General features: G+C 33.8%; 21 protein-coding genes and 1 other annotated feature. Of the genes, 4 read left to right on the top strand and 17 right to left on the bottom strand.

Annotation, left to right across the window (positions count from 1 at the left end):
* Nucleotides 1-4: 4 nt before the first annotated feature.
* Entirely contained in the window at nucleotides 5-484 is a 480-nt protein-coding gene (locus KSU54_RS18925) for a GHKL domain-containing protein (RefSeq protein WP_336244651.1), read from the top strand.
* A 16-nt stretch (nucleotides 485-500) separates the two neighbouring features.
* Here KSU54_RS18925 and KSU54_RS12395 read toward each other — a convergent pair whose 3' ends face one another.
* The 3 genes from KSU54_RS12395 to KSU54_RS12385 all read right to left on the bottom strand — a co-directional run bounded on the left by KSU54_RS12395 (nucleotide 501) and on the right by KSU54_RS12385 (nucleotide 3,343).
* Nucleotides 501-1,355, bottom strand: a complete 855-nt coding sequence (locus KSU54_RS12395; protein ID WP_003539614.1) for a YitT family protein — start codon at nucleotides 1,353-1,355, stop codon at nucleotides 501-503.
* 110 nt (nucleotides 1,356-1,465) lie between these two features.
* Nucleotides 1,466-2,356, bottom strand: a complete 891-nt coding sequence (locus KSU54_RS12390) for a PHP domain-containing protein (RefSeq protein ID WP_003539612.1) — start codon at nucleotides 2,354-2,356, stop codon at nucleotides 1,466-1,468.
* A complete protein-coding gene (locus KSU54_RS12385) occupies nucleotides 2,357-3,343 on the bottom strand; it encodes an ROK family protein (protein WP_003539611.1) in 987 nt (328 codons plus the stop codon). It abuts the gene before it with no gap.
* 130 nt (nucleotides 3,344-3,473) lie between these two features.
* On the opposite strand from KSU54_RS12385, the gene KSU54_RS12380 reads away from it, so the two are divergent.
* Both KSU54_RS12380 and KSU54_RS12375 read left to right on the top strand, forming a co-directional pair.
* Nucleotides 3,474-4,031 (top strand): TetR/AcrR family transcriptional regulator C-terminal domain-containing protein, encoded by a 558-nt coding sequence (locus tag KSU54_RS12380; protein WP_003539610.1) that lies wholly within the window; start codon nucleotides 3,474-3,476, stop codon nucleotides 4,029-4,031.
* 110 nt (nucleotides 4,032-4,141) lie between these two features.
* Nucleotides 4,142-5,833, top strand: coding sequence for an oleate hydratase (locus KSU54_RS12375; RefSeq protein WP_003539607.1), 1,692 nt, complete (start codon nucleotides 4,142-4,144; stop codon nucleotides 5,831-5,833).
* A gap of 12 nt (nucleotides 5,834-5,845) precedes the next feature.
* Here KSU54_RS12375 and KSU54_RS12370 read toward each other — a convergent pair whose 3' ends face one another.
* The 11 genes from KSU54_RS12370 to KSU54_RS12320 all read right to left on the bottom strand — a co-directional run bounded on the left by KSU54_RS12370 (nucleotide 5,846) and on the right by KSU54_RS12320 (nucleotide 17,286).
* Nucleotides 5,846-5,962 carry an LPXTG cell wall anchor domain-containing protein gene (locus KSU54_RS12370; RefSeq protein ID WP_008792698.1) on the bottom strand — a complete coding sequence of 39 codons (117 nt, stop codon included), beginning with the start codon at nucleotides 5,960-5,962 and terminating at the stop codon, nucleotides 5,846-5,848.
* A gap of 21 nt (nucleotides 5,963-5,983) precedes the next feature.
* Nucleotides 5,984-6,487, bottom strand: coding sequence for a hypothetical protein (locus KSU54_RS12365; RefSeq protein WP_003539605.1), 504 nt, complete (start codon nucleotides 6,485-6,487; stop codon nucleotides 5,984-5,986).
* A 121-nt stretch (nucleotides 6,488-6,608) separates the two neighbouring features.
* Entirely contained in the window at nucleotides 6,609-8,291 is a 1,683-nt protein-coding gene (gene ilvB / locus KSU54_RS12360; protein ID WP_003539603.1) for a biosynthetic-type acetolactate synthase large subunit, read from the bottom strand.
* A gap of 14 nt (nucleotides 8,292-8,305) precedes the next feature.
* On the bottom strand, nucleotides 8,306-9,979 hold the full coding sequence (ilvD, locus tag KSU54_RS12355) for a dihydroxy-acid dehydratase (protein WP_003539601.1): 1,674 nt from the start codon (nucleotides 9,977-9,979) through the stop codon (nucleotides 8,306-8,308).
* A gap of 12 nt (nucleotides 9,980-9,991) precedes the next feature.
* Nucleotides 9,992-11,074, bottom strand: a complete 1,083-nt coding sequence (gene leuB / locus KSU54_RS12350) for a 3-isopropylmalate dehydrogenase (RefSeq protein WP_003539599.1) — start codon at nucleotides 11,072-11,074, stop codon at nucleotides 9,992-9,994.
* A 5-nt stretch (nucleotides 11,075-11,079) separates the two neighbouring features.
* A complete protein-coding gene (gene leuD / locus KSU54_RS12345) occupies nucleotides 11,080-11,559 on the bottom strand; it encodes a 3-isopropylmalate dehydratase small subunit (protein ID WP_003539597.1) in 480 nt (159 codons plus the stop codon).
* A complete protein-coding gene (leuC, locus tag KSU54_RS12340; protein WP_003539595.1) occupies nucleotides 11,559-12,833 on the bottom strand; it encodes a 3-isopropylmalate dehydratase large subunit in 1,275 nt (424 codons plus the stop codon). The genes leuD and leuC overlap by 1 nt, the downstream gene beginning before the upstream one ends.
* A 99-nt stretch (nucleotides 12,834-12,932) precedes the next feature.
* A complete protein-coding gene (gene ilvC / locus KSU54_RS12335; RefSeq protein ID WP_003539587.1) occupies nucleotides 12,933-13,949 on the bottom strand; it encodes a ketol-acid reductoisomerase in 1,017 nt (338 codons plus the stop codon).
* Between the two features lie 20 nt (nucleotides 13,950-13,969).
* Nucleotides 13,970-14,479 (bottom strand): acetolactate synthase small subunit, encoded by a 510-nt coding sequence (gene ilvN / locus KSU54_RS12330; RefSeq protein ID WP_003539586.1) that lies wholly within the window; start codon nucleotides 14,477-14,479, stop codon nucleotides 13,970-13,972.
* 17 nt (nucleotides 14,480-14,496) lie between these two features.
* The gene (gene leuA, locus KSU54_RS12325) at nucleotides 14,497-16,173 is read right to left on the bottom strand and encodes a 2-isopropylmalate synthase (protein WP_003539584.1); all 1,677 of its coding nucleotides are present in this window, start codon (nucleotides 16,171-16,173) and stop codon (nucleotides 14,497-14,499) included.
* Between the two features lie 73 nt (nucleotides 16,174-16,246).
* Nucleotides 16,247-16,498: a binding site (T-box leader), on the bottom strand.
* Nucleotides 16,499-16,662: 164 nt separating this feature from the next.
* Nucleotides 16,663-17,286 carry a CpXC domain-containing protein gene (locus tag KSU54_RS12320; RefSeq protein WP_003539581.1) on the bottom strand — a complete coding sequence of 208 codons (624 nt, stop codon included), beginning with the start codon at nucleotides 17,284-17,286 and terminating at the stop codon, nucleotides 16,663-16,665.
* Nucleotides 17,287-17,445: 159 nt separating this feature from the next.
* Here KSU54_RS12320 and KSU54_RS12315 point away from each other — a divergent pair, with 159 nt between their 5' ends.
* Nucleotides 17,446-18,651: a CapA family protein gene (locus KSU54_RS12315; protein ID WP_003539579.1), complete on the top strand. Its 1,206-nt coding sequence runs from the start codon at nucleotides 17,446-17,448 to the stop codon at nucleotides 18,649-18,651.
* Nucleotides 18,652-18,687: 36 nt separating this feature from the next.
* On the opposite strand, the gene KSU54_RS12310 is transcribed toward KSU54_RS12315, so the two are convergent.
* From KSU54_RS12310 to KSU54_RS12300, 3 genes are all read right to left on the bottom strand, one after another.
* Nucleotides 18,688-19,278 carry an ABC transporter permease gene (locus KSU54_RS12310; protein ID WP_230328589.1) on the bottom strand — a complete coding sequence of 197 codons (591 nt, stop codon included), beginning with the start codon at nucleotides 19,276-19,278 and terminating at the stop codon, nucleotides 18,688-18,690.
* Between the two features lie 124 nt (nucleotides 19,279-19,402).
* Nucleotides 19,403-20,254, bottom strand: a complete 852-nt coding sequence (locus tag KSU54_RS12305) for an ABC transporter ATP-binding protein (protein WP_003539576.1) — start codon at nucleotides 20,252-20,254, stop codon at nucleotides 19,403-19,405.
* Between the two features lies 1 nt (nucleotide 20,255).
* The gene (locus KSU54_RS12300) at nucleotides 20,256-21,032 is read right to left on the bottom strand and encodes a MerR family transcriptional regulator (protein WP_117792579.1); all 777 of its coding nucleotides are present in this window, start codon (nucleotides 21,030-21,032) and stop codon (nucleotides 20,256-20,258) included.
* Nucleotides 21,033-21,309: the final 277 nt, after the last annotated feature.

The raw sequence follows: 21,309 nt of genomic DNA, 5'->3' as shown, positions 1-21,309 counted from the left end.
TAAAATCATCAATGAATATAATCATAATTTAAATAGCAATAACTTTGTTCAATCTTCTGGAAATGAATTATTAGATTATTTATTATTACAAAAAGTTAATCAAATAAAGGATAAAGAGATTCACCTTATAACTAGTTGTCATAATACCATTGGTCCACTGGAAGATGCCCATTTCTTTATTATTGTGGGAAACTTAATTGACAACGCAATTGAAAATTGCGATTCAAATTTCAATAAACAACTTTGGGTTTCTATCGGGACAAAACCAGAGTATTATTTTATTAGTATTAAAAACAGTATCAAAGATAGTGTTCTAGCTGCTAATCCAGATTTAAATACAACTAAAGTTGACTCTGAGCATCATGGAATTGGTATTAATAACGTACGACTATTAGTCAACCATTACCAAGGTTTAATTAAATTCGAAGAAGATGAAGGTTACTTTATTGTCAAAATACTAATACCAAATAATCCCGCCAGTTAAACTAACGGGATTATTTTTATAATGGTGCATTGTAAAAACGACCAACATATTTTTCTGACTTACTTACATTAATAATTATCTTGGGGTCAACTTCTTTTAAAGCAGTAACAACATCATCAACCTCATAACTTGAAACAATTGCCGTTAACATAGAAACCGGCGTCTTAGAATATCCACCCATTCCATCTAAAGCTGTAATCCCATGATGAAAATTTTTGCAATATATTGCCATAACATCATCTTTGTTTTTTGTGAAAATCTGCATCATTACACGTTTATAACGGGTATGAAAATTAGAAACTGTTTTTGTTGACATAAATTGGAATAAAATTGAATATCCTGCTGCCTCAAAACCAAAAATATATCCAAATACACACAACATTATTGTATTAAAAATGAACACTTGATTCCAGATTTCCTTTCCGCTCTTATTGGAAACATACAATGCTATAAAATCGGTTCCACCACTTGAAGCATTACCTTTCAAAGCAATTACAATACTTCCGCCAAACATAAATCCACCAAAAATAACATTTAATATCTTGTCATCAAATAATGGAACTTGTGGCATCAATGGTAAAAACAACGATGTCAGACCAACCTGCAAAAGCGAAAAGAAAACAAATCGTGGTGATATTTTTTTTGCACAAAATAAAGCTACTGGGATATTTAAAAACAATAAGCCAATTGAAGTAGGTATATTGTGCCCGATTAGTTCAGCAATCATATCGATCATTATTGCGATTCCCATAAATCCGCCTGATAAAATCCCGGCTGGCCGAACTAAATTTTTTGTTGCAAAAGCCATGATTAACGATGATAAAAACACAGCACCAAAGCTAATCAAGCATTTCTTCTTTTTTATATCCATGTTACTGATCCCCTTTTATACGCCCCGATTATAGCACAGTGATTGTATCAATTAAAGAACAATTATAATTTATTTTTGATAAAAAAGAGCGCTCCATTACGCTCTTATAATTAGATTAATTTATATTCTTTTAATTGATTTTCAATATCATGTTCATCGATCGTACAGCGACATTCACCAAGCTCAATTGCCGGCTTAGTTTTACCATGATAATCACTACCACATGTAATCAAAATCTGATGTTTTTTTCCTGCTTGATAGAAATATTCAACTGTTTCAGGACTATGATAATTACTAAAAGCTTCAACCCCTTCTACACCTAATTCCACCATCTCATCAAAAATCTCAAATTTACCTTTTAAATTATTCCCAGGATGAGCTAAAACAACTGTTCCTCCATGCCTCTTGATTAAATCAATCGTTTCTTTTAAAGTCGGATAAACTATTTCTGTATAACATGGTTTCCCTTGAGCATAGAAATCCCAATAAAAATTAACATATGGATTATCGCTACGTTCTCCCCCGCTACGATATGGTTTTAATAAAGAATTTTCATTATAACGTTGATCATTTAATAATACTTCACCAAACATTTCCCCCGTATAAACACCATTATCACTTAAAGCATCTAACGCTGCTTGATCAACATCAAAACCTAACATATTTGTTAATTTTACCTTTTCTTTTGAACATGCTAGTTCTTGGTTCAATACATTTTCTTCTAACGTCACGAAATCCGCATGATGATAATCAACCCCATAACCTAAAACATGTAGGTTGATTCCCTTATAAGTACAGTCAATTTCGACACTAGGAATATATTTAATATTTAATTTAGCTGCTGCTTCTTTCGCTTCATCAATCGCTTTAACACTATTATGATCAGCAATTGCCATAACCTTAATTCCTGCTTTGTGGCATTGTTCAACTAATTGAGTCGGAGTAAATTCACCATCATCACTATATTTTGAATGCATGTGTAAATCAATATACTTTTCCATTTATCTATCTCTCTTTCGCATTTTATTTTTTAATACTTCAATTCCTAAACTATACAATCCATCTTTAATTAATTGATCTAAATTATCGATATCAATAATTTTAGGCCAATGTTCTGCGGGTAAATAATTAATTAATTGACTCGAATCAAACTCTTTAAATACATCACTGCAAACACCAATAATTTCCGGATTGATAACACAACAAATCGTTGCTAATTGTTTTAATAGTAAATCATTTGGAGCTTTAAACAACATTTCATCTTGCTCATGATGGCTCATAAACGGCAAATATGATAGTTCACCCGCAAAGTTAGAATATCCGCTGCATAATCGATGATTAATTAAAATACCACATCCAACATATTTAATCTTAGGCTGATACATTAACGCTAAATTGTTAGCATTTGGATAATGAATTCCAAACCCTATGCTAGCCGCATTAACATCATTGTCCATTATTATATCAAGATTGAAATGCTCTTTCAGCAGCTTTAACAACTCACAATTTCGTAACGCTTCAAAATCACAAATTCCAACTTTTCCATCTTTACACACTCCCGGGATACTTAGTGCTAGCACTGTTACTTTATAATCATCACAAATTAAATTACTTATGGCTTCTAGTAATTCATCGATTGAACCCTCTTCACTAATAAGCTTTTCTTCCTTTAAAATATTCCCTAATAAATCTGTAATTTTAACAAGAAAATAATAATATTGATCATCTCTTTTTAAACTTACGTTACCTAAATGATAATAATCTTTATTTAGAATATATTGTTTTGATTTGCGACCACCAGTTGACTGCGCTTCTCCAACAAGCTTAATTTCATCATCTTTTAGTAATAATTGTAAGATGTTTGTTGTTGCTGCAAGTGATAGACCAGTATGTTTAGCTAAATCGTTTTTAGTCCAAATTTCACCATTATAAAAACATAATCGTACTTGATGAATATTATTCGTTTTTAATTCTGTAATTTTAACCAAATATCTCCCCCCTTTTTTTGCCTTTCGTCACAATAAAATGAAAGATTATATACTTATTATAACAAGATTATTATTAATGTAAATGTTTTATTCATAAAAATTTGTTACAATAATCATCGAGGTGAACTATATGTCTGATTCTTTAATCACTAAACGGGCTTTGGCTAAAACTTTAAAAGAACTTTGTCAGTATCGAAACTTTGAAAAAATTTCCATTAACGATCTAACTAATAAATGTGGTCTAAATCGTCAAACTTTTTATTATCACTTCCAAGATAAATATGATTTATTACAGTGGTTATATTATGATGAATTATTTGCAGATATCGAGAATATCATTACTTTTGACAACTGGGATCAATGTCTATTAACAGTTTTAGAAAAAATATATCAAGAAAAAGATTTTTATATTAGCACTATCAATACCAACGAACAATATTTTTATCATGATCTATATAATCTGGCTCAGAAATGTTTTTATGATGCGATTACTAAGCTTGATGTAAACAAAACCGTTTCCCCACAAGAAAAGAATTTTTTTAGTGAATTTTATGCTTATGGAATTGCCGGAACAGTACTCCGCTGGATAAAAACCAATATGAAAAATGAGCCTGCAAAACTTGCACACGGACTAAAAAAAATCGCTACTCAAAGTGAAACTTTTGCTGCTAGTTTATTAAATAATTAGACAATTAATTATATCTGTCTAGTATTTAGACAAAGTTAAATCTTTGTTTAAATACTTTTTATTTTTTCTGGCTATACTAGTATTTGTTAGAAGAAAGAAGGATATTAAAAATGAAAACTAAAACAAAATTATTAACTGGAGCAGCTCTTCTAGCTGGAGCTGGAGCAGTTGCAGCAAAGAAATACGCTGATAACAAAGATACAGTTAGAAAACCTGTTGAAATTACAAACCAACAATTTTATTTAATTGGTGGCGGGCTTGCCAGTATGGCCGCGGCTGCCTATTTGATTCAAGACGGTCATGTTGATGGTAAAAATATTCATATTTTTGAAGGCATGAAAATTCTTGGTGGTAGTAATGATGGTGCCGGATCAATTAAAGATGGATTTGTTTGTCGTGGCGGACGAATGTTAAATGAAGAAACTTATGAGAATTTTTGGGAATTATTCGATCGAATTCCTTCACTTGACCATCCTGGTCAAAGCGTAACTAAAGAAATACTAGATTTTGATCATTTACATCCAACTGAAGCTCGGGCACGTTTAATTGATCGTCATGGAAAAATTCTTGACGTTAAGTCAATGGGCTTTGATAATAACGATCGCTTAACTTTAGGAAAATTAATGATTACTCCTGAATCTAAACTTGATGATATTACGATTGAACAATGGTTTAAAGATGCACCTCATTTCTTTACAACTAACTTCTGGTATATGTGGCAAACAACTTTTGCCTTTCAAAAATGGTCAAGTGTTTTTGAATTAAAACGCTATATGAACCGCATGATTTTTGAATTCCCACGTATCGAAACATTAGCCGGCGTAACAAGAACACCATATAATCAATTTGAGTCAGTTATTTTACCAATCAAGAAATACTTAGATAGTCATCATGTCAACTTTGTAACAAACGCTACTGTTACAGATATTGATTTTAAAGATGATGATACTATTACTGTTAAAGTGCTTTACTTAAATAAAGATGGCAAAGATGAAAAAATCATTCTCAATGATAATGACATTTGTATTATGACTAATGCATGTATGACTGACAGTGCTACCTTAGGAGATTACAAAACTCCTGCTCCTAAACCTCTTGAAAAACCAATTTCTGGCGAACTCTGGTATAAGGTTGCCCAAAAGAAACCAAACCTCGGTAATCCTGAGCCATTCTTTGGTAACATTAAAGAAACAAACTGGGAGAGTATTACTGTGACATTTAAAGGAAATAAATTCCTTAAAATAATTGAGGAATTCTCAACTAACATCCCTGGTAGTGGTGCTTTAATGACCTTTAAAGACTCATCATGGCTAATGTCGATGGTCGTTGCAGCCCAACCGCATTTCAAAGCACAAGATGCTAACACTACAATTTTTTGGGCTTACGGCTTATACACTGATCGTTTAGGCGACTATATTAAAAAACCAATGAAAGATTGTACTGGAGAAGAAATTTTTGATGAATTACTATATCATCTTCATTTAATTGATCGTAAAGAGGAAATTAAAAAAGACATCATCAATGTCATTCCATGTATGATGCCATATGTAGATGCCCAGTTCCAGCCTCGAAAAATGAGCGATCGACCTCATGTTGTTCCCAAAGGATCTACTAACTTTGCGATGATTTCTCAATTTGTAGAAATCCCTGAGGATATGGTCTTTACCGAAGAATATTCTGTAAGAGCCGCAAGAATTGCAGTTTATACATTACTAGGAATCAATAAACCAATCTGTAAGGTCACACCATATAATAAAGATCCTAAAGTCTTGAAAAAAGCTTTAGAAACCGCTTATCGCTAGCGGTTTCTTTTTTTATTTTTGTTTCTTTTTGCGATAAATCAATACTCCTGCGATAACAACGATAGCAATTACCATAATTACTATGTATGGTGTAATATTTGTATTATCACCCGTTAACACTACATTCATTTATATTCCCCCTTTTCCTCATTACGCTTTAACATAGCGATCTTTTTTTCGCATTTCTTCAACTTGAAATTGTTTTTTAATTTTCTCAAGGTTAATTGCAAAATATTTTTCAATCGCCCAACGATCATCCATTGAAATAATCTCCAATAAATTCATCGGATCATATACATAGATATGTAATTCTGCAAATTTCTTTATCAATGATACAACCCCTCGAAAACTTCTAAATTCTAAAGTAAATAATGAACCATCATGAAAATAAATATTTAAATCAATTTGATAAATTGTCGCACGATTAATAGTGATTCGTGTTGCTGCACCTGTGGATAAAGTCATCTTTACTTTTTCAATCTCATTAAAATAAACGCTCCTATCTTTAGCATTTAGATGATTAACCGGCATTAATACAAAACGCTCATTCTCCACAATCACCTTGAATAATCCAAGAATACTACTACCGTTTTTTGTTAACCTGTCAATTTGCTGATCATCATAATCATAGACACATTTGTATACGTTTTGCATTGTCTTGCCTCCTTATAACCTTATCCTATATTTCAATTATTACACTTGATATTTAGATTTTCAATGCATATTATAATAAATACTTTTAAAAAACAAAAAGATAGTAATTAAAAATTACTACCTATTGTTTATTCTTTAAATCAGTATCGTCAAAAGCTTCCGCAATTGCACCACCTGGAGCAACCATCGGGAATACTTTATCATCTTTACCAATCATACATTCAATCACTACAGGACCGTCATGCTCCATTGCAATTTTGATTGCTGAAGCAACTTCTTCTTTAGTTGTAACTTTAATTGCTTTACAACCTAAACCTTCAGCAACTTTACAAAAATCAACTTTATCTTCGAGAATTGTGTTGGAATAACGTTGTCCATAGAACAATGTTTGCCATTGACGAACCATTCCTAAAACTTGATTATTCATAACGACTTGAATTACTGGAATATTATAACGGCTTAGAGTTGCTAATTCATTTAAATTCATTCTAAAACATCCGTCTCCAGCAATATTAAAGACAGTTTGGTGGGGATTAGCTAATTTTGCTCCCATTGCTGCTCCTAAACCAAATCCCATGGTTCCAGCACCACCTGAAGAAATAAATTGACGAGGGCGACGATAATTAAAGTATTGAGCCGCCCACATTTGATGTTGTCCAACATCAGTACAAATTATTGCTTCACTATTAGTGAGATAATCAATTTGTTCAATTACATAAGGACCTGTTAAACCTTCATCATCATAACTTAAAGGATAACGTTCTTTTAAATCACGAATTTCTTTTAACCATTGAGGATGATTTTGACGTGTTAATTTTTCATTAAGTTCTTTAAGTACATTTTTAGCATCACCAACGATCCCTAAATCAACAACAACATTTTTATTAATTTCAGCAGCATCAACATCAATATGAATAATCTTTGCATCTTTAGCAAAACGATTTGTATCTCCAGTAACTCGATCAGAGAACCGAGCCCCTACAACAATCAATAAATCACATTGACTAACCCCAAAATTTGAGGCTTTTGTTCCATGCATCCCTAACATTCCAGTATAACGAGGACGGGTATTATCATATGCGCCTTTACCCATTAAAGAATCCGTAACAGGAGCATCAATTTTTTCTGCAAATTCTTTCAATTCGCTGGCCGCATCACTAGCGATTGCCCCACCACCAACAAAAATAAATGGTTTTTCACTTGCTTCAATCATCTTGATAGCTTGATCTAATTCTTGAGCACCATAAGTATATTTACGTGGTTCGATCACTTCTGGAACAATTGGCTCAAAATCAAATTTAGCCGCTGTAACATCCTTAGTTATATCCACTAATACCGGCCCAGGACGACCTTCGCTCGCAATATGAAAGGCTTTACGGATCGTTGGTGCCAAATCTTTAATATCTTTAACAATAAAATTATGTTTAGTAATTGGCATAGTAACTCCAGCGATATCAATTTCTTGGAAGCTGTCACGCCCAAGCAGCGATACTGCAACATTAGCAGTAATTGCAACTAATGGTGTTGAATCCATGTAAGCCGTAGCAATCCCTGTAACCAGATTCGTAGCTCCCGGCCCAGAAGTCGCCATACACACTCCAACCTTTCCTGTTGAGCGCGCATAGCCGTCAGCAGCATGGGCCGCACCTTGTTCGTGAGATGTTAAGATATGATGAATCTTATCTTGATATTGGTATAAAGCATCATAAATATTTAGAATTGTTCCACCTGGATAACCAAACACTGTATCAACACCTTGTTCAATTAAACATTCAGCAACAATTTGGGAACCTGTTAATAACATTTAAATACCTCCCTCTACTTATTTTTTTGTACTTCTAAAATAGCACCACGATCACCTGAAGTTACCATTGCCGCATATCTCGCTAGGTAACCAGTCGTTACTTTTGGTTCTCTTGGCTGCCATTTAGCTTTACGTTTTGCCATTTCTTCATCAGAAATTTTTAAATTGATTTTATATTCAGGAATATTAATTTCTATAATATCGCCTTCTTCAACTAAAGCAATCGGTCCACCTACTGCCGCTTCAGGTGAAACATGTCCAATCGAAGCTCCACGAGATGCCCCTGAGAATCGACCATCAGTAATTAAGGCTACTGTTGATCCTAAGCCCATTCCGGCAATTGCAGAGGTTGGATTCAACATTTCGCGCATTCCAGGCCCACCCTTAGGTCCTTCGTAACGAATCACAACAACGTCTCCCGCTACGATCTTACCACCTTTAATTGCTTCAATCGCATCTTCTTCACAATCAAAGACCCTTGCAGGACCACTATGTTCCATCATTTCCGGCACAACTGCTGAGCGTTTTACTACACTACCATCAGGCGCTAAATTTCCCGATAAAACAGCTAATCCGCCTGTTTTACTATATGGATTTTCAATTGTTCGAATTACTTCAGGATCAAAGTTAACTGCATCTTTAATATTTTCACCTACTGTTTTACCAGTAACAGTCATACAATCAAGATTCAATAAATTTAATTTACTGATTTCTTTCATTACTGCATAAATACCGCCTGCTTCGTTCAAGTCTTCCATATAAGTAGGTCCAGCTGGCGCCAAATGGCAAAGATTAGGTGTTTTTTCACTTATTTCATTAGCAAACTTTATATTGAAATCAAAACCAATTTCATGAGCAATAGCTGGCAAATGTAACATTGAATTAGTTGAACATCCCAACGCCATATCCATCGTTAAAGCATTCATCATTGATTCTTTAGTGATAATATCACGAGGACGAATGTCTTTCTTTAACAATTCCATAATTTGCATTCCCGCATGTTTAGCTAATTTAATTCTTTCAGAATAGACAGCAGGAATAGTCCCATTCCCACGAAGCCCCATTCCTAACACTTCAGTCAGACAGTTCATTGAATTAGCCGTATACATCCCAGAACATGAACCACATGTTGGACAAGCATGATTTTCATAATAACGAACTTCTTCCTCATCAATTTTACCTGCACTATAGCTTCCTACCGCTTCAAACATTGATGATAAACTAGTTTTTTTACCATGTACGCGTCCAGCTAACATTGGCCCCCCAGAAACAAAGATAGTTGGTATATTGATCCTTGCAGCCGCCATCAATAATCCTGGTACATTTTTATCGCAGTTGGGTACCATAACTAAAGCATCAAATTGATGAGCTAAAGCCATTGCTTCAGTACTATCAGCAATTAAATCTCTAGTTACTAACGAATACTTCATTCCAATATGTCCCATAGCAATTCCATCACATACCGCAATAGCCGGGAATTCTCTAGGTACTCCACCCGCTAGGGCTACTCCCATTTTTACTGATTCAACGATTTTATCAAGATTCATATGTCCAGGGACAATTTCATTATATGAACTAACAATTCCAATTAACGGTTTATCCATCTCTTCTTCAGTTAAACCTAAAGCATTAAATAATGATCGATGTGGTGCCTGCTGCATCCCTTTTTTTACATTATCACTTTTCATTTTCTATCCCCCTTATAAATTTGCAACAATTAAGTCACCCATTTCTTTAGTTCCTACTAAAGTTTTATTATCTGACATGATATCACTTGTTCGATATCCTTGTTGTAATACTTTTTCAATTGCATTTTCAATCACTTTCGCTTCATCATCTAGATCAAACGAATAACGAAGCATCATTGCAGCTGATAAAATAGTAGCAATTGGATTAGCAATATTTTTACCAGCAATATCAGGCGCACTACCATGACTTGGTTCGTACATTCCAAATTTATCAACACGTAGTGATGCACTTGCCAGCATCCCAATCGAACCTGTTACCATACTAGCTTCATCACTTAGAATATCCCCAAACATATTCTCCGTCAAAATAACATCAAATTGTTTTGGATCCTTTACCAGTTGCATTGCACAGTTATCAACTAACATATGCTCCAGCACAACTTCAGGATAATCTTTTGCAACTTCACTTACAACTTTACGCCATAATCTTGAAGTATCAATAACATTAGCTTTATCAACACTCGTGACTTTTTTATTACGTTTCATAGCAATATCAAACGCTCTTTTAGCAATTCTTCTAATTTCAGTCTCACTATAACTCATTGCATCTCGAGCCACTAATTCACCATTTTCTTCTTTCGTTGAACGTTCACCAAAATATAACCCACCGGTAAGTTCACGCATGATCATCATGTCAAACCCACCCTCAGTTAATTCTTCCTTCAAAGGACAAGCACCCTTTAATTCATCATATAAGACCGCCGGTCTTAAATTAGCAAACAATCCTAACTCTTTACGAATTTTCAATAACCCCGCTTCAGGACGAAGATTCGGTTCTAATTTATACCAAGGTGATGTTGTAGTATCACCACCAATTGACCCAAGTAAAACACTATCACTATTTTTAGCAATCGCCAACGCCTCATCAGTTAGAGGAACGCCATGAACATCGATTGAAGCACCACCCATTAAAATTTGAGTATAATTAAATTTATGATTATATTTATCAGCGATAGCATCTAAAACTTTCATCGCTTCAGTTACAATTTCTGGTCCGATTCCATCACCTTTTATTACAGCAATATTTTTTTCCATTATCCTTACCCCTTTTTACTATTAACATAGTTGACTAAACCATCTAATTCAATCATCTTTTGTAAGAACTCTGGGAAAGGTTGACTTTGATAAGTTTCACCTTTTGTAATATTAGTAATTAAACCAGTGGTAAAATCTACTGTAACTTCATCACCTTGATTAATTCCTGCTACTGCTTCTGGACATTCCATGATTGGAAATCCAATATTAATTGAATTACGATAGAAAATACGAGCAAAACTTTCTGCAATGACGCATTTAGTTCCTGCTGTTTTTAAACATAGAGGAGCATGTTCTCTTGAAGAACCGCAACCAAAATTTTTTCCAGCAACAATAATATCACCCGATTCAACCGTTTTAGCAAAATCAGGATCAATATCCACCATCGCATGACTAGCTAATTCTTTAGCATCAAATGAATTTAAATAACGTGCTGGAATAATTACATCCGTATCAACATTATCACCATATTTATATATTTTCATTATTCTTCACCTACTTTTTCAGGATTTGCAATATATCCCGCAATTGCACTTGCGGCTGCTACTTCTGGAGAAGCTAAGTAAATTAACGCTTCTGTGTCGCCCATTCGACCAACAAAATTGCGGTTAGTTGTAGAAACACACTTTTCACCTTTAGCCATAACTCCCATATGTCCACCCATACAAGGTCCACAGCTTGGGGTATTAAATGCACATCCAGCTTCAACAAAAATTTCTGCTAAACCTTCATGAATACATTGAACAAAGATTTTCTGAGTCGCTGGAACAACCATTACACGAACATTTTTAGCTACTTGTTTTCCCTTAAGGATTGCTGCCGCTTTACGTAAATCAGACAAACGCCCATTCGTACATGAACCAATTACAACTTGATCGATCATAATCTTATCCATTGCTTCAATTTCATCAATCGTATGCCCATTCCCTGGTAAATGTGGGAAAGCTACTGTTGGTCTAACTTTACCTAAATCTATTTCAATCACTTCATCATATTCAGCATCCTCATCAGCTTCATAGACAGCATATTCTTTCACTGAGTGTTTTTCCATATAAGCAATCGTTTGCTCATCAACAGGAAAAATCCCGTTTTTAGCCCCAGCTTCAATTGCCATATTACAAATCGTAAAACGATCATCCATTGTTAAGTGTTGAATTCCTTCACCAACAAATTCCATACTTTTATAACGGGCCCCATCAACTCCAATACGAGTAATAATATCCAAAATAATATCTTTACCACTAACAAATTGACTAGGCTTTCCGGTTAAGACAAATTTGATTGCACTAGGCACTTTAAACCATAATTCACCAGTTGCCATTCCTGTTGCAATATCAGTAGTTCCAACACCAGTTGAAAAAGCTCCTAAAGCGCCATAAGTACATGTATGTGAATCAGCCCCAATGATACATTCACCAGCGACAACAATTCCTTTTTCTGGTAAAATTGCATGTTCAACCCCACATTTACCTTGTTCCATATGATGAGTTAAACATTGATCATTTGAAAAATCTAAAATTGCTTTAGAGTTTTCAGCCGACTTAATATCTTTATTTGGTGTAAAATGATCAGGAACTAAAATCACCTTATCTTTATCAAAGACTTTGTCAGCCATTTGATGAAAAATTGGTAATGCCATCGGTCCTGTGATGTCGTTAGCCATTACAACATCAAGTTTTGCTTCGATTAGCTGCCCCGCCACAACTGCGTCTAATCCTGCATGTTTTGCTAATATTTTTTGTGTCATTGTCATTGCCACTTTTATATTCCCCCCTTATCTTTACCTTTGTAGGTTGTAATTAGGGAGTAAGAAATTACTCCTTAATTACAACACACAAAAGTGTGTTGTTATAATAAATTAGTTATTGATTAATTTATCTTCATCAGACCAAGCGTATAATTTTCTTACATCTTCCCCAGTTTTTTCAGAAATATGTTCGCTTGCTAATTTTCTCATTGCTTTGAAATGAGCTTGTCCACCAGCTTCAGACATATCTAATAAGAAGTCTTTAGCAAATGTACCATCTTGAATATCTTGTAATACCTTTTTCATTGCTTTTTTAGTATCTTCTGTGATAATTTTTGGTCCTGTAATATAATCACCATATTCAGCAGTATTTGAAATTGAATATCTCATTCCTGCAAAACCTGATTGGTAAATTAAATCAACGATTAATTTCATTTCATGGATACATTCGAAATAAGCATTTCTTGGATCATACCCAGCTTCAACTAATGTTTCAAAACCAGCTTGCATTAAAGCACAAACTCCACCACATAATACTGCTTGTTCACCAAATAAATCAGTTTCTGTTTCTGTTCTAAAATCAGTTTCAAGAACTCCAGCTCTTGCTCCACCGATAGCTAAAGCATATGCTAAAGCAACATCTTGAGCACGACCAGTAGCATCTTGTTCAACAGCGACTAAGCAAGGTACACCTTTACCAACTTGGTACTCACTACGTACTGTATGTCCAGGTCCTTTTGGTGCAACCATAGTTACATCAACATTCTTAGGTGGTACGATTTGTCCAAAATGAATATTGAAACCATGAGCAAACATTAACATATTTCCTTCTTCTAAGTTTGGTTCAATTGATTCTTTGTATAATTTAGCTTGTAATTCATCATTGATCAAAATCATGATGATGTCAGCTTTTTTAGCTGCTTCAGCAGAAGTATAAACTTCAAAACCTTGTTCTTCAGCTTTTTTCCAAGATTTAGAACCTTCATATAAACCGATAATTACGTTTACTCCTGATTCTTTCATATTTAATGCATGAGCATGTCCTTGAGAACCATACCCGATCACGGCAACAGTTTTACCGTCTAATAAAGATAAATCACAATCTGATTCATAAAAAATTTTAGCCATTTTTTCTAATCCCCCTATTTCTATTTGTTATGACTTTCTATATCAATTTCGCCAAGACCACGTTTGATACCAGATAATCCGGTTCTAACCATCTCAACAACATTGAAACCTTCTAACATGGCAAGCAGTCCATCAATCTTTGACTGATCTCCTGTTACCTCGATTACTAATGATGCTGGTGCAACATCAATAATCCGTGCTCTAAAGATATCGGCAATGGAAACAAGTGACGAACGTTGTTTTTCATCAGCCTCAACTTTAACTAAAACTAATTCCCGGTATACCGATTCTTCCGGTTTCAATGGGAAAATTTCAATTACTTCGACTAGTTTACCTAACTGTTTTTCAATTTGATTTAAAATCAATTCATCACCAACAGCCACAACCGTCATGCGTGAAACATTAGGTTCATTGGTCTTGCCAACGCTTAAACTTTCAATTCCATAACCACGACGACTAAATAAACCAGCCACTCTGCTTAATACACCTGGGTTATTTTCCACTAATAACGATAATACTAAACGATTCATGTTCGGCTCCTTTCCACTTATTTTAGCGTCTTATACAGACGATTCATTCCAGATATTATCGCTTTTACAGTTGCAGTTGTAATATTTGGATGAATCCCCACTCCGTATTCTTGTCTAGCACTTCCCTTAGCTCTTAAATAAACATAAGCCGCTGCTTTTGAGCTTGATCCTGAAGTTAATGCATGTTCACTATAATCTAATAAGTGTGAATGCATTTCTGGAAGTGAGTTTAAAGCATTTTTAACAGCATCGATTGGTCCATTACCATATCCTGTTAAAGTTGTAACTTCACCATGCGCCTCAATCGTAATCTCAGCACGACGTTCAAACTCACTATCATCTTCACTTATATCAATCAGCTTTTGTTTAATAAAGCGATAAGGTTCATCAATATCTACATATTCTTCAATGAATGTATCGTAGACTCTTTCTGGAGAAACTTCTCCTTCTTCTTCACTTATATCTTGAATTACTTTAGCAAAATCTACTTGTAATCCTTTTGGTAAATGGAAACCATACATACTTTCCATTACATATGCTACACCACCTTTACCAGATTGTGAATTAATACGCACAATCGGTTCATATTGGCGGCCTAGATCACTAGGATCAATCGGCAAATAAGGTACTTCCCAAATTTGACTGTCACGTTCATGCATTGCATGAGTTCCTTTATTAATTGCATCTTGGTGACTACCTGAAAATGCGGTAAACACTAACTTTCCTACATATGGTTGACGAGGTGGGATTTCCATTTTCGTTACTTTTTCATAAACATGTTTTATATTATTGATATTGCTCATATCTAGTTTTGGATCAATTCCTTGGGTAAACATATTTAAGGCTACTACGACAATATCAAGATTTCCTGTTCTTTCACCATTACCAAATAGTGTTCCTTCAACACGATCAGCTCCTGCCATAATTCCTAATTCAGTAGCCGCTACACCACAACCACGATCATTGTGAGTATGCAACGATACAATGACACGATCACGATCACTAAAGTGAGTACACATCCATTCAATTTGATCAGCATACACATTAGGTGTTGCCATTTCTACTGTTGACGGTAAATTGATAATTACTTTATTATCTTTAGTAGCGCCCCATTCATCCATCACCGCTTCACAAACTTCTAAGGCATATTCCAGTTCAGTTCCAGTAAAACTTTCTGGTGAATATTCAAGAATTACTTCCCCATCAAATTCTCTACTTAATTCTTTGACTAATTTAACACCATCGACTGCAATCTGTTTAATTTCTTCTTTACTTCGATTAAAGACGACATCACGTTGTAATACTGAAGTTGAATTATAAACATGAACGATTGCTCTCTTTAATCCTTTTAATGATTCAAAAGTCTTTCTAATTAAATGTTCACGTGCTTGAGTTAGAACTTGAACAGTCACATCATCAGGAATTAAATTTTCATCAATCAAAATTCTTAAAAAATCATATTCAATTTGACTAGAAGAAGGAAAACCAACTTCTATTTCTTTAAACCCCATATCAACTAAAAGTTGAAACATTTCGACTTTTTCTTCGATTTTCATAGGGGTAATCAACGCCTGATTGCCATCACGTAAATCTACAGAGACCCAAGTTGGCGCTTTTTCAATTTGTTTATCCGGCCAAGTACGTTCTTTAAAGTTGATTGGTTCAAATCTCTTATACTTTTGATAATTCATCATTTTTTCTTCCTCCCTTTTGCATAATAAATACTTATAAAAAAACTCTCGCACTCAAAATGACAGACTATGTCATTTTGAGGACGAGAGTATAGTAACCCCGTGGTTCCACCTCAATTTATTAATACCTCACGATATTAATCTCACCAAGTACGCTATTATATATAGTTCATACTTTTGCTAGATAACGGTTGCACTCCGTAGCCACCTACTTGATTCAGCGCTCCACTCAAGGATGAGTTCAACAAATCATCAACAATTCTTTTCACCACCCAGAATCTCTCTATGCTCGATAAATTTATTTACTAGTTCCTATCAAAGTATTTAAGTTATGTTACTGAATATAATAGCCCGTAATTTTGTCGAAGTCAACCCTTTTTCATAAATTTTATAGATAATTAATTATCTGATTAATAATTAATTATTTCACAAGTCGATTCAATATAAAAGTCCTGATTTTATCAAGTATTTTACCAATATCATCTATTTATTCTAATGACAATTTAGTTTCAAATTATTGAACTTATTTAGACGTAAAACCGTTCTAGAAGCAAAGAGCCTATCTACTATATAATCATTAGCCAAACAACGATTATACTTCTTTGTTAAAGTCAAATAATCTTGCTTATTAAACATAAATATCTTAATAACTTCATTATCTGGATATAATAAAACAAACTCTAGTCCTTGTCCATCTCTTAATACCAATTGATAAGACGCTTTGCTCCTTAAAGTAGTTTGAATATTATGTTTCATTATCTCAACAATTCGATCATCTAAACCATTTTCTTTAATAACGATTTTTTCTTTTAATTCACTTACACTTTTTACAAAACGAAGTTGATAAGCGGTTAAATCTATTTTCACTTTCTTTAAAAAACGGTGTCCATCATGGCTCAACACCACCGCATATTTTAATTTCTCATCATAATACATACATTCATACGAAATCCTTTGATAATGTCCACAATGCGGACAACGATATAAAAACAAATCTTCTTCAAAAATATTCTGTTTTGCCTCTAAATCTTGTCTATTAATTATTGGATATAACTGTTTTTCCCCAACCCCTAAGCAATGAACACAGGTAACTTCCAGCTTAATCTCATTAGTCATCTTTCATTCCTCCTCAATGTCCTTGCATACATTCTACTAAACTAAATAAATCTAACTACCAAATCTTCTATAATTTATCTTAAGAATATGCAAAGATTTTTCAGCTTATTTAAGACAATTAGCATGATTGATCATGTTACAATATAAAGGGTGATAAAAATGTCAAAGAAAAAATTAAAACTAAAACGTCCAATTAAAATATTTCTTAATTTTCTCCTGCTTTTATCCCTCGTAACGGGGACGTATTTATTTATCAATAGAAAAGAAACATCAATCAAATCACCAAACAAATCCACTTCTACTAAAAGGCCAAGAATAGTTAATGCATCTTTTATCGGCGATTTATTATATGAACAGCCATACTATGATTGGATTGGAACAAGTTACAATGATAAAGGCTATTATGACTTAGTAAAACCATATTTTTTAAATGACGATCTAACATTAGCCAATATGGAAGTCCCTATCGGCGGCAAAGGATTAGGAGTATCCGGAACTGGTTATAGTTTTAATGCTCCTGAGGAAATTGGTAATCAAGTTATCGCTATGGGTGTCGATGCTGTTAATCTTGCTAATAATCATGCTAACGACGCGGGTCCTCAAGGACGTATCAATACATTAAGCTTCTTTAAAAAACACCAGATTCTAACAACCGGAATCTATGAATCAAAAGAAGTCCGAACACAAATCCCTACAAAAACCATAAATGATATAACCTTCAGTTTTCTTGGCTACACTTATAAAACTAATAAGCCTGATAATCAAAACAGAGAACTGATTGGTTATTATCGCAACCTTGACACTATGAAACTCGATAATGCTCATAAAGAAATCATAAAACAAGAAGTTGCACAAGCAAAACAGCTTAGTGATATAGTTATCGTTAGTGTTCATTGGGGCAATGAGTTTACATATGCTGTCAATAGTGAACAAAAAGAATTAGCTAATTATCTAAACGAATTAGGGGTTGATGTCATTATCGGTCATCATTCACATTGTATTCAGCCAATTGAATGGTTAGAAACTACCAACCATAAAACACTTGTTGTATATTCATTAGGATCATTTATTTCAGCTGATAATCAGGTAACTAGAGCAACACCAGAATTTGCCAATGCATATAATGTTTCAATGATCCTGCAAATAACTTTTGAAAAGAATAATAATTCTACCATAATTAAAAATATTAATTCTCTCCCAGTCATCAACTATTATGATCAAAAATTTGAAAATTTTAAATTGGTGCCTATAGATAAATATAATGAAAAATTAGAAAAAAGTCATAATCGTTATTCAAAAGGATTAACTAAAGACTTCATTACCAATAGTTTTAACAATGTGATTGATCAACAGTTTAAACAATAAAAAGCACTAAATCAGCTTGTACTAATTTAGGCTTTTTTAATCTTCTTTTCTTATCTGCTTGATCTTGAAACTTGCTACAATTAGCATTATCATAAAAATTATTAACTGAACAGCCACATTAAGCCACAAAAAATCATTTGTACACATTAATTCAAATCCCCATGTGGCCGGTAAAATTCTGCCTATCACCTGTAATACGTTAGGGAGCATTGCTACAGGGAACATTATTCCTGATAACATGATCGACGGTAAAAAAACTAGTTGCGTTGCCATTCCCATTTTCGCTGCACTTTTGAAAAATACACCAAAAACCATTCCAATACTCAAACTAACTATGATAAATAAAATCACCCCCAATAAATATATAAAAATATTTTCAGGTATTTGTGCTTTAAAAATAATCGGGGCACTTATTAAAATTATCAAACTCATCACAAATAAATGCATAATCCCAGAAATAAAATTACTTGCGGCAATCGTCCATAAAGGAATCTTTCCTACCTGATAAGCCTTTTTTATGTCACTATGATAAAATTCCACTAACGGATATGGAGAACCTAAGACTCCACCCATGGTAATAGCAAAAACACTCATTACTTGAATTATCGTTTTATCAGCATCGGGCAAAATCGATATAAAACCCCCCCAATAAACAAATAAAAGACTAAGGGAACCACATAATAATGAACTAATAATTCTTTACTGCGAAGATTTAATTTCCAGTTTAATCCAATTTGATAGATGAAAGCCCTCATGATTGCACCTCTTTTAAAAATCTTTCTTCCAGCTTTGGCTGAACAGTATTTATTTCCATAATTTTAATACTTTGTTCCTCGGTTAATTGAATAATTGCTTTTAATGTTATCTCTAAGTTTGTAGTCTCAAAGATATAATACTCCTGTTCCTGAGAAACTATTTCAAACTGCTCATTTAATCGGGGCACCTTTGAAAAACGAACCTTTAATTTAAATTTACTTTGCATTGTTTGATGCAATTGATCAGGAGCCCCAATAAAAACAATTTTCCCATGATTTAATACTCCGATTCGATCACACAACTCTTCAACCTCGGTCATATCATGACTCGCTAATAAAATTGTTTTACCTTGGGTTTTTAGTCGTTTAATTTCTTGGTGGATACTGTTACGTCCCTCAACATCAAGTCCTGCAGTTGGCTCATCAAGTACAATAATATCGGGGTGTCCTAATAGCGCAATTGCAAGATGTAAACGACGCTTTTGTCCTGTCGATAACTGGTGATATTGCTTTTTTAGAAAAGCTTTAATTCCTAAATAAATAAAATAATCGTCAGTCACCTCAAGATCTTGCCATTTTGCAAATAACATGATTGCTTCTTTAGCGGTAATATCCGCTGGTAATGATGATGATTGCAGTTGAACCCCCAGCTTACCATTTATTAAAATTTTACCTGTATCGTATCGTCGAATCCCCTCTAAACATTCTAATGTCGTTGTTTTCCCCGCACCGTTTGTGCCAAGTAAAGCAAATATTTCCCCTTTAACAACAGTAAAACTAATATTTTCTAAAACCTGATGTTTACCATAAACCTTACCAAGATTATTAATCTGCAATGCAATATCCATATTACTCTTGCTCCTTTTGGATCCTCTTAAAATAATATTCTAGAGCCGCAGTTAGATAATTATCTATTTCTTTTTGTTTAACTGCCAGATCATTATTCCAATCATTCTTTTTATCATTAAATTTTTGTAACTCTGGCAACAGTTCTAAATTACCTCCAGTAAATTCTAAAATCATTTCCCACCACTGTTTGGCAATCATAAAGCATTCTGGACTATCAGGACTTACCCCCTGTTTCTTTAACACATACAGCTTATCTAAGACTTCTTGATAAGTGCTAAATATTCTTAACCCGGCCTCTGGATCATCACCAAATCGTTCTTTAATATGATCAGTAATTGTATTATCAAAATGTTTCCACACCCAATATTCTTTATTTCCCAAACGAAGTAACTCTATTATTTCAGCATATTTTTTAAAATCTACCGTATTCATTTCTTGAACTTCTCTAGATAAGGCAATCGTTGCTTCTAAAGCTTCTGATAAGTTAGCAATTTGTTCTTGAATCACACTTTTTTGTTGATTTAAAATCGCTGCAACTTCCTGTGGTGTGTCGAGATTAAATAATTTAGTTTTAATTTCTACAAGTGAAAAACCAAGATATTTAAATGATAAAATTTGATGCAATTTAACAATATCTTTAGTTGAATAGAGCCGTCTTCCCCCTTTGCTAATTGCTGCTGGCTTCAACAACCCCTCACGATCATAATATTGTAGTGTACGAACTGTTACATCCATCTTTTGTGCTAATTCTCCAATTGTTAAGTAGTCCTCATTCATATCATCACCTCTATAAACATTATAGTTCATGACCTTACGTCACGAGCAACAATTATTGAAATTATTTATAAAAAAGAACTAAATAAAAACCACGCCTAAAAGACGTGGTTTTCTCTGAGGCTATAAGCCTATATTGCTTGCTCGCGTCTCAAGGCGCTGCTTTCTCTTCGTTCAAGCTATCGCTTTTGACTCTCGCCATCCCTCAAAGGGATTTATTTCCTCCTTTCTCCTTTTGTTATCTTCTTCTCTCTTTTTTGTTTTCTTTCTTCATTTCTTT

It is taken from the genome of Erysipelatoclostridium sp. MSK.23.31 (assembly GCF_019125875.1).
In the GTDB taxonomy this organism is placed as follows: Bacteria; Bacillota_I; Bacilli_A; order Erysipelotrichales; family Coprobacillaceae; genus Thomasclavelia; species Thomasclavelia ramosa.
This window is presented reverse-complemented; position numbering and strand designations above follow the sequence as displayed.

What these genes read in the sequence shown, in the direction of transcription:
- KSU54_RS12395 (WP_003539614.1), bottom strand. Translation starts at nt 1,355, where the DNA reads ATGGATATAAAAAAGAAGAAATGCTTGATTAGCTTTGGTGCTGTGTTT.
- KSU54_RS12390 (WP_003539612.1), bottom strand. Translation starts at nt 2,356, where the DNA reads ATGGAAAAGTATATTGATTTACACATGCATTCAAAATATAGTGATGAT.
- KSU54_RS12380 (WP_003539610.1), top strand. Translation starts at nt 3,474, where the DNA reads ATGTCTGATTCTTTAATCACTAAACGGGCTTTGGCTAAAACTTTAAAA.
- KSU54_RS12375 (WP_003539607.1), top strand. Translation starts at nt 4,142, where the DNA reads ATGAAAACTAAAACAAAATTATTAACTGGAGCAGCTCTTCTAGCTGGA.
- KSU54_RS12370 (WP_008792698.1), bottom strand. Translation starts at nt 5,962, where the DNA reads ATGAATGTAGTGTTAACGGGTGATAATACAAATATTACACCATACATA.
- KSU54_RS12365 (WP_003539605.1), bottom strand. Translation starts at nt 6,487, where the DNA reads ATGCAAAACGTATACAAATGTGTCTATGATTATGATGATCAGCAAATT.
- ilvB (WP_003539603.1), bottom strand. Translation starts at nt 8,291, where the DNA reads ATGTTATTAACAGGTTCCCAAATTGTTGCTGAATGTTTAATTGAACAA.
- ilvD (WP_003539601.1), bottom strand. Translation starts at nt 9,979, where the DNA reads ATGAAAAGTGATAATGTAAAAAAAGGGATGCAGCAGGCACCACATCGA.
- leuB (WP_003539599.1), bottom strand. Translation starts at nt 11,074, where the DNA reads ATGGAAAAAAATATTGCTGTAATAAAAGGTGATGGAATCGGACCAGAA.
- leuD (WP_003539597.1), bottom strand. Translation starts at nt 11,559, where the DNA reads ATGAAAATATATAAATATGGTGATAATGTTGATACGGATGTAATTATT.
- ilvC (WP_003539587.1), bottom strand. Translation starts at nt 13,949, where the DNA reads ATGGCTAAAATTTTTTATGAATCAGATTGTGATTTATCTTTATTAGAC.
- ilvN (WP_003539586.1), bottom strand. Translation starts at nt 14,479, where the DNA reads ATGAATCGTTTAGTATTATCGTTATTAGTGGAAAATAACCCAGGTGTA.
- leuA (WP_003539584.1), bottom strand. Translation starts at nt 16,173, where the DNA reads ATGATGAATTATCAAAAGTATAAGAGATTTGAACCAATCAACTTTAAA.
- KSU54_RS12320 (WP_003539581.1), bottom strand. Translation starts at nt 17,286, where the DNA reads ATGACTAATGAGATTAAGCTGGAAGTTACCTGTGTTCATTGCTTAGGG.
- KSU54_RS12315 (WP_003539579.1), top strand. Translation starts at nt 17,446, where the DNA reads ATGTCAAAGAAAAAATTAAAACTAAAACGTCCAATTAAAATATTTCTT.
- KSU54_RS12305 (WP_003539576.1), bottom strand. Translation starts at nt 20,254, where the DNA reads ATGGATATTGCATTGCAGATTAATAATCTTGGTAAGGTTTATGGTAAA.
- KSU54_RS12300 (WP_117792579.1), bottom strand. Translation starts at nt 21,032, where the DNA reads ATGAATGAGGACTACTTAACAATTGGAGAATTAGCACAAAAGATGGAT.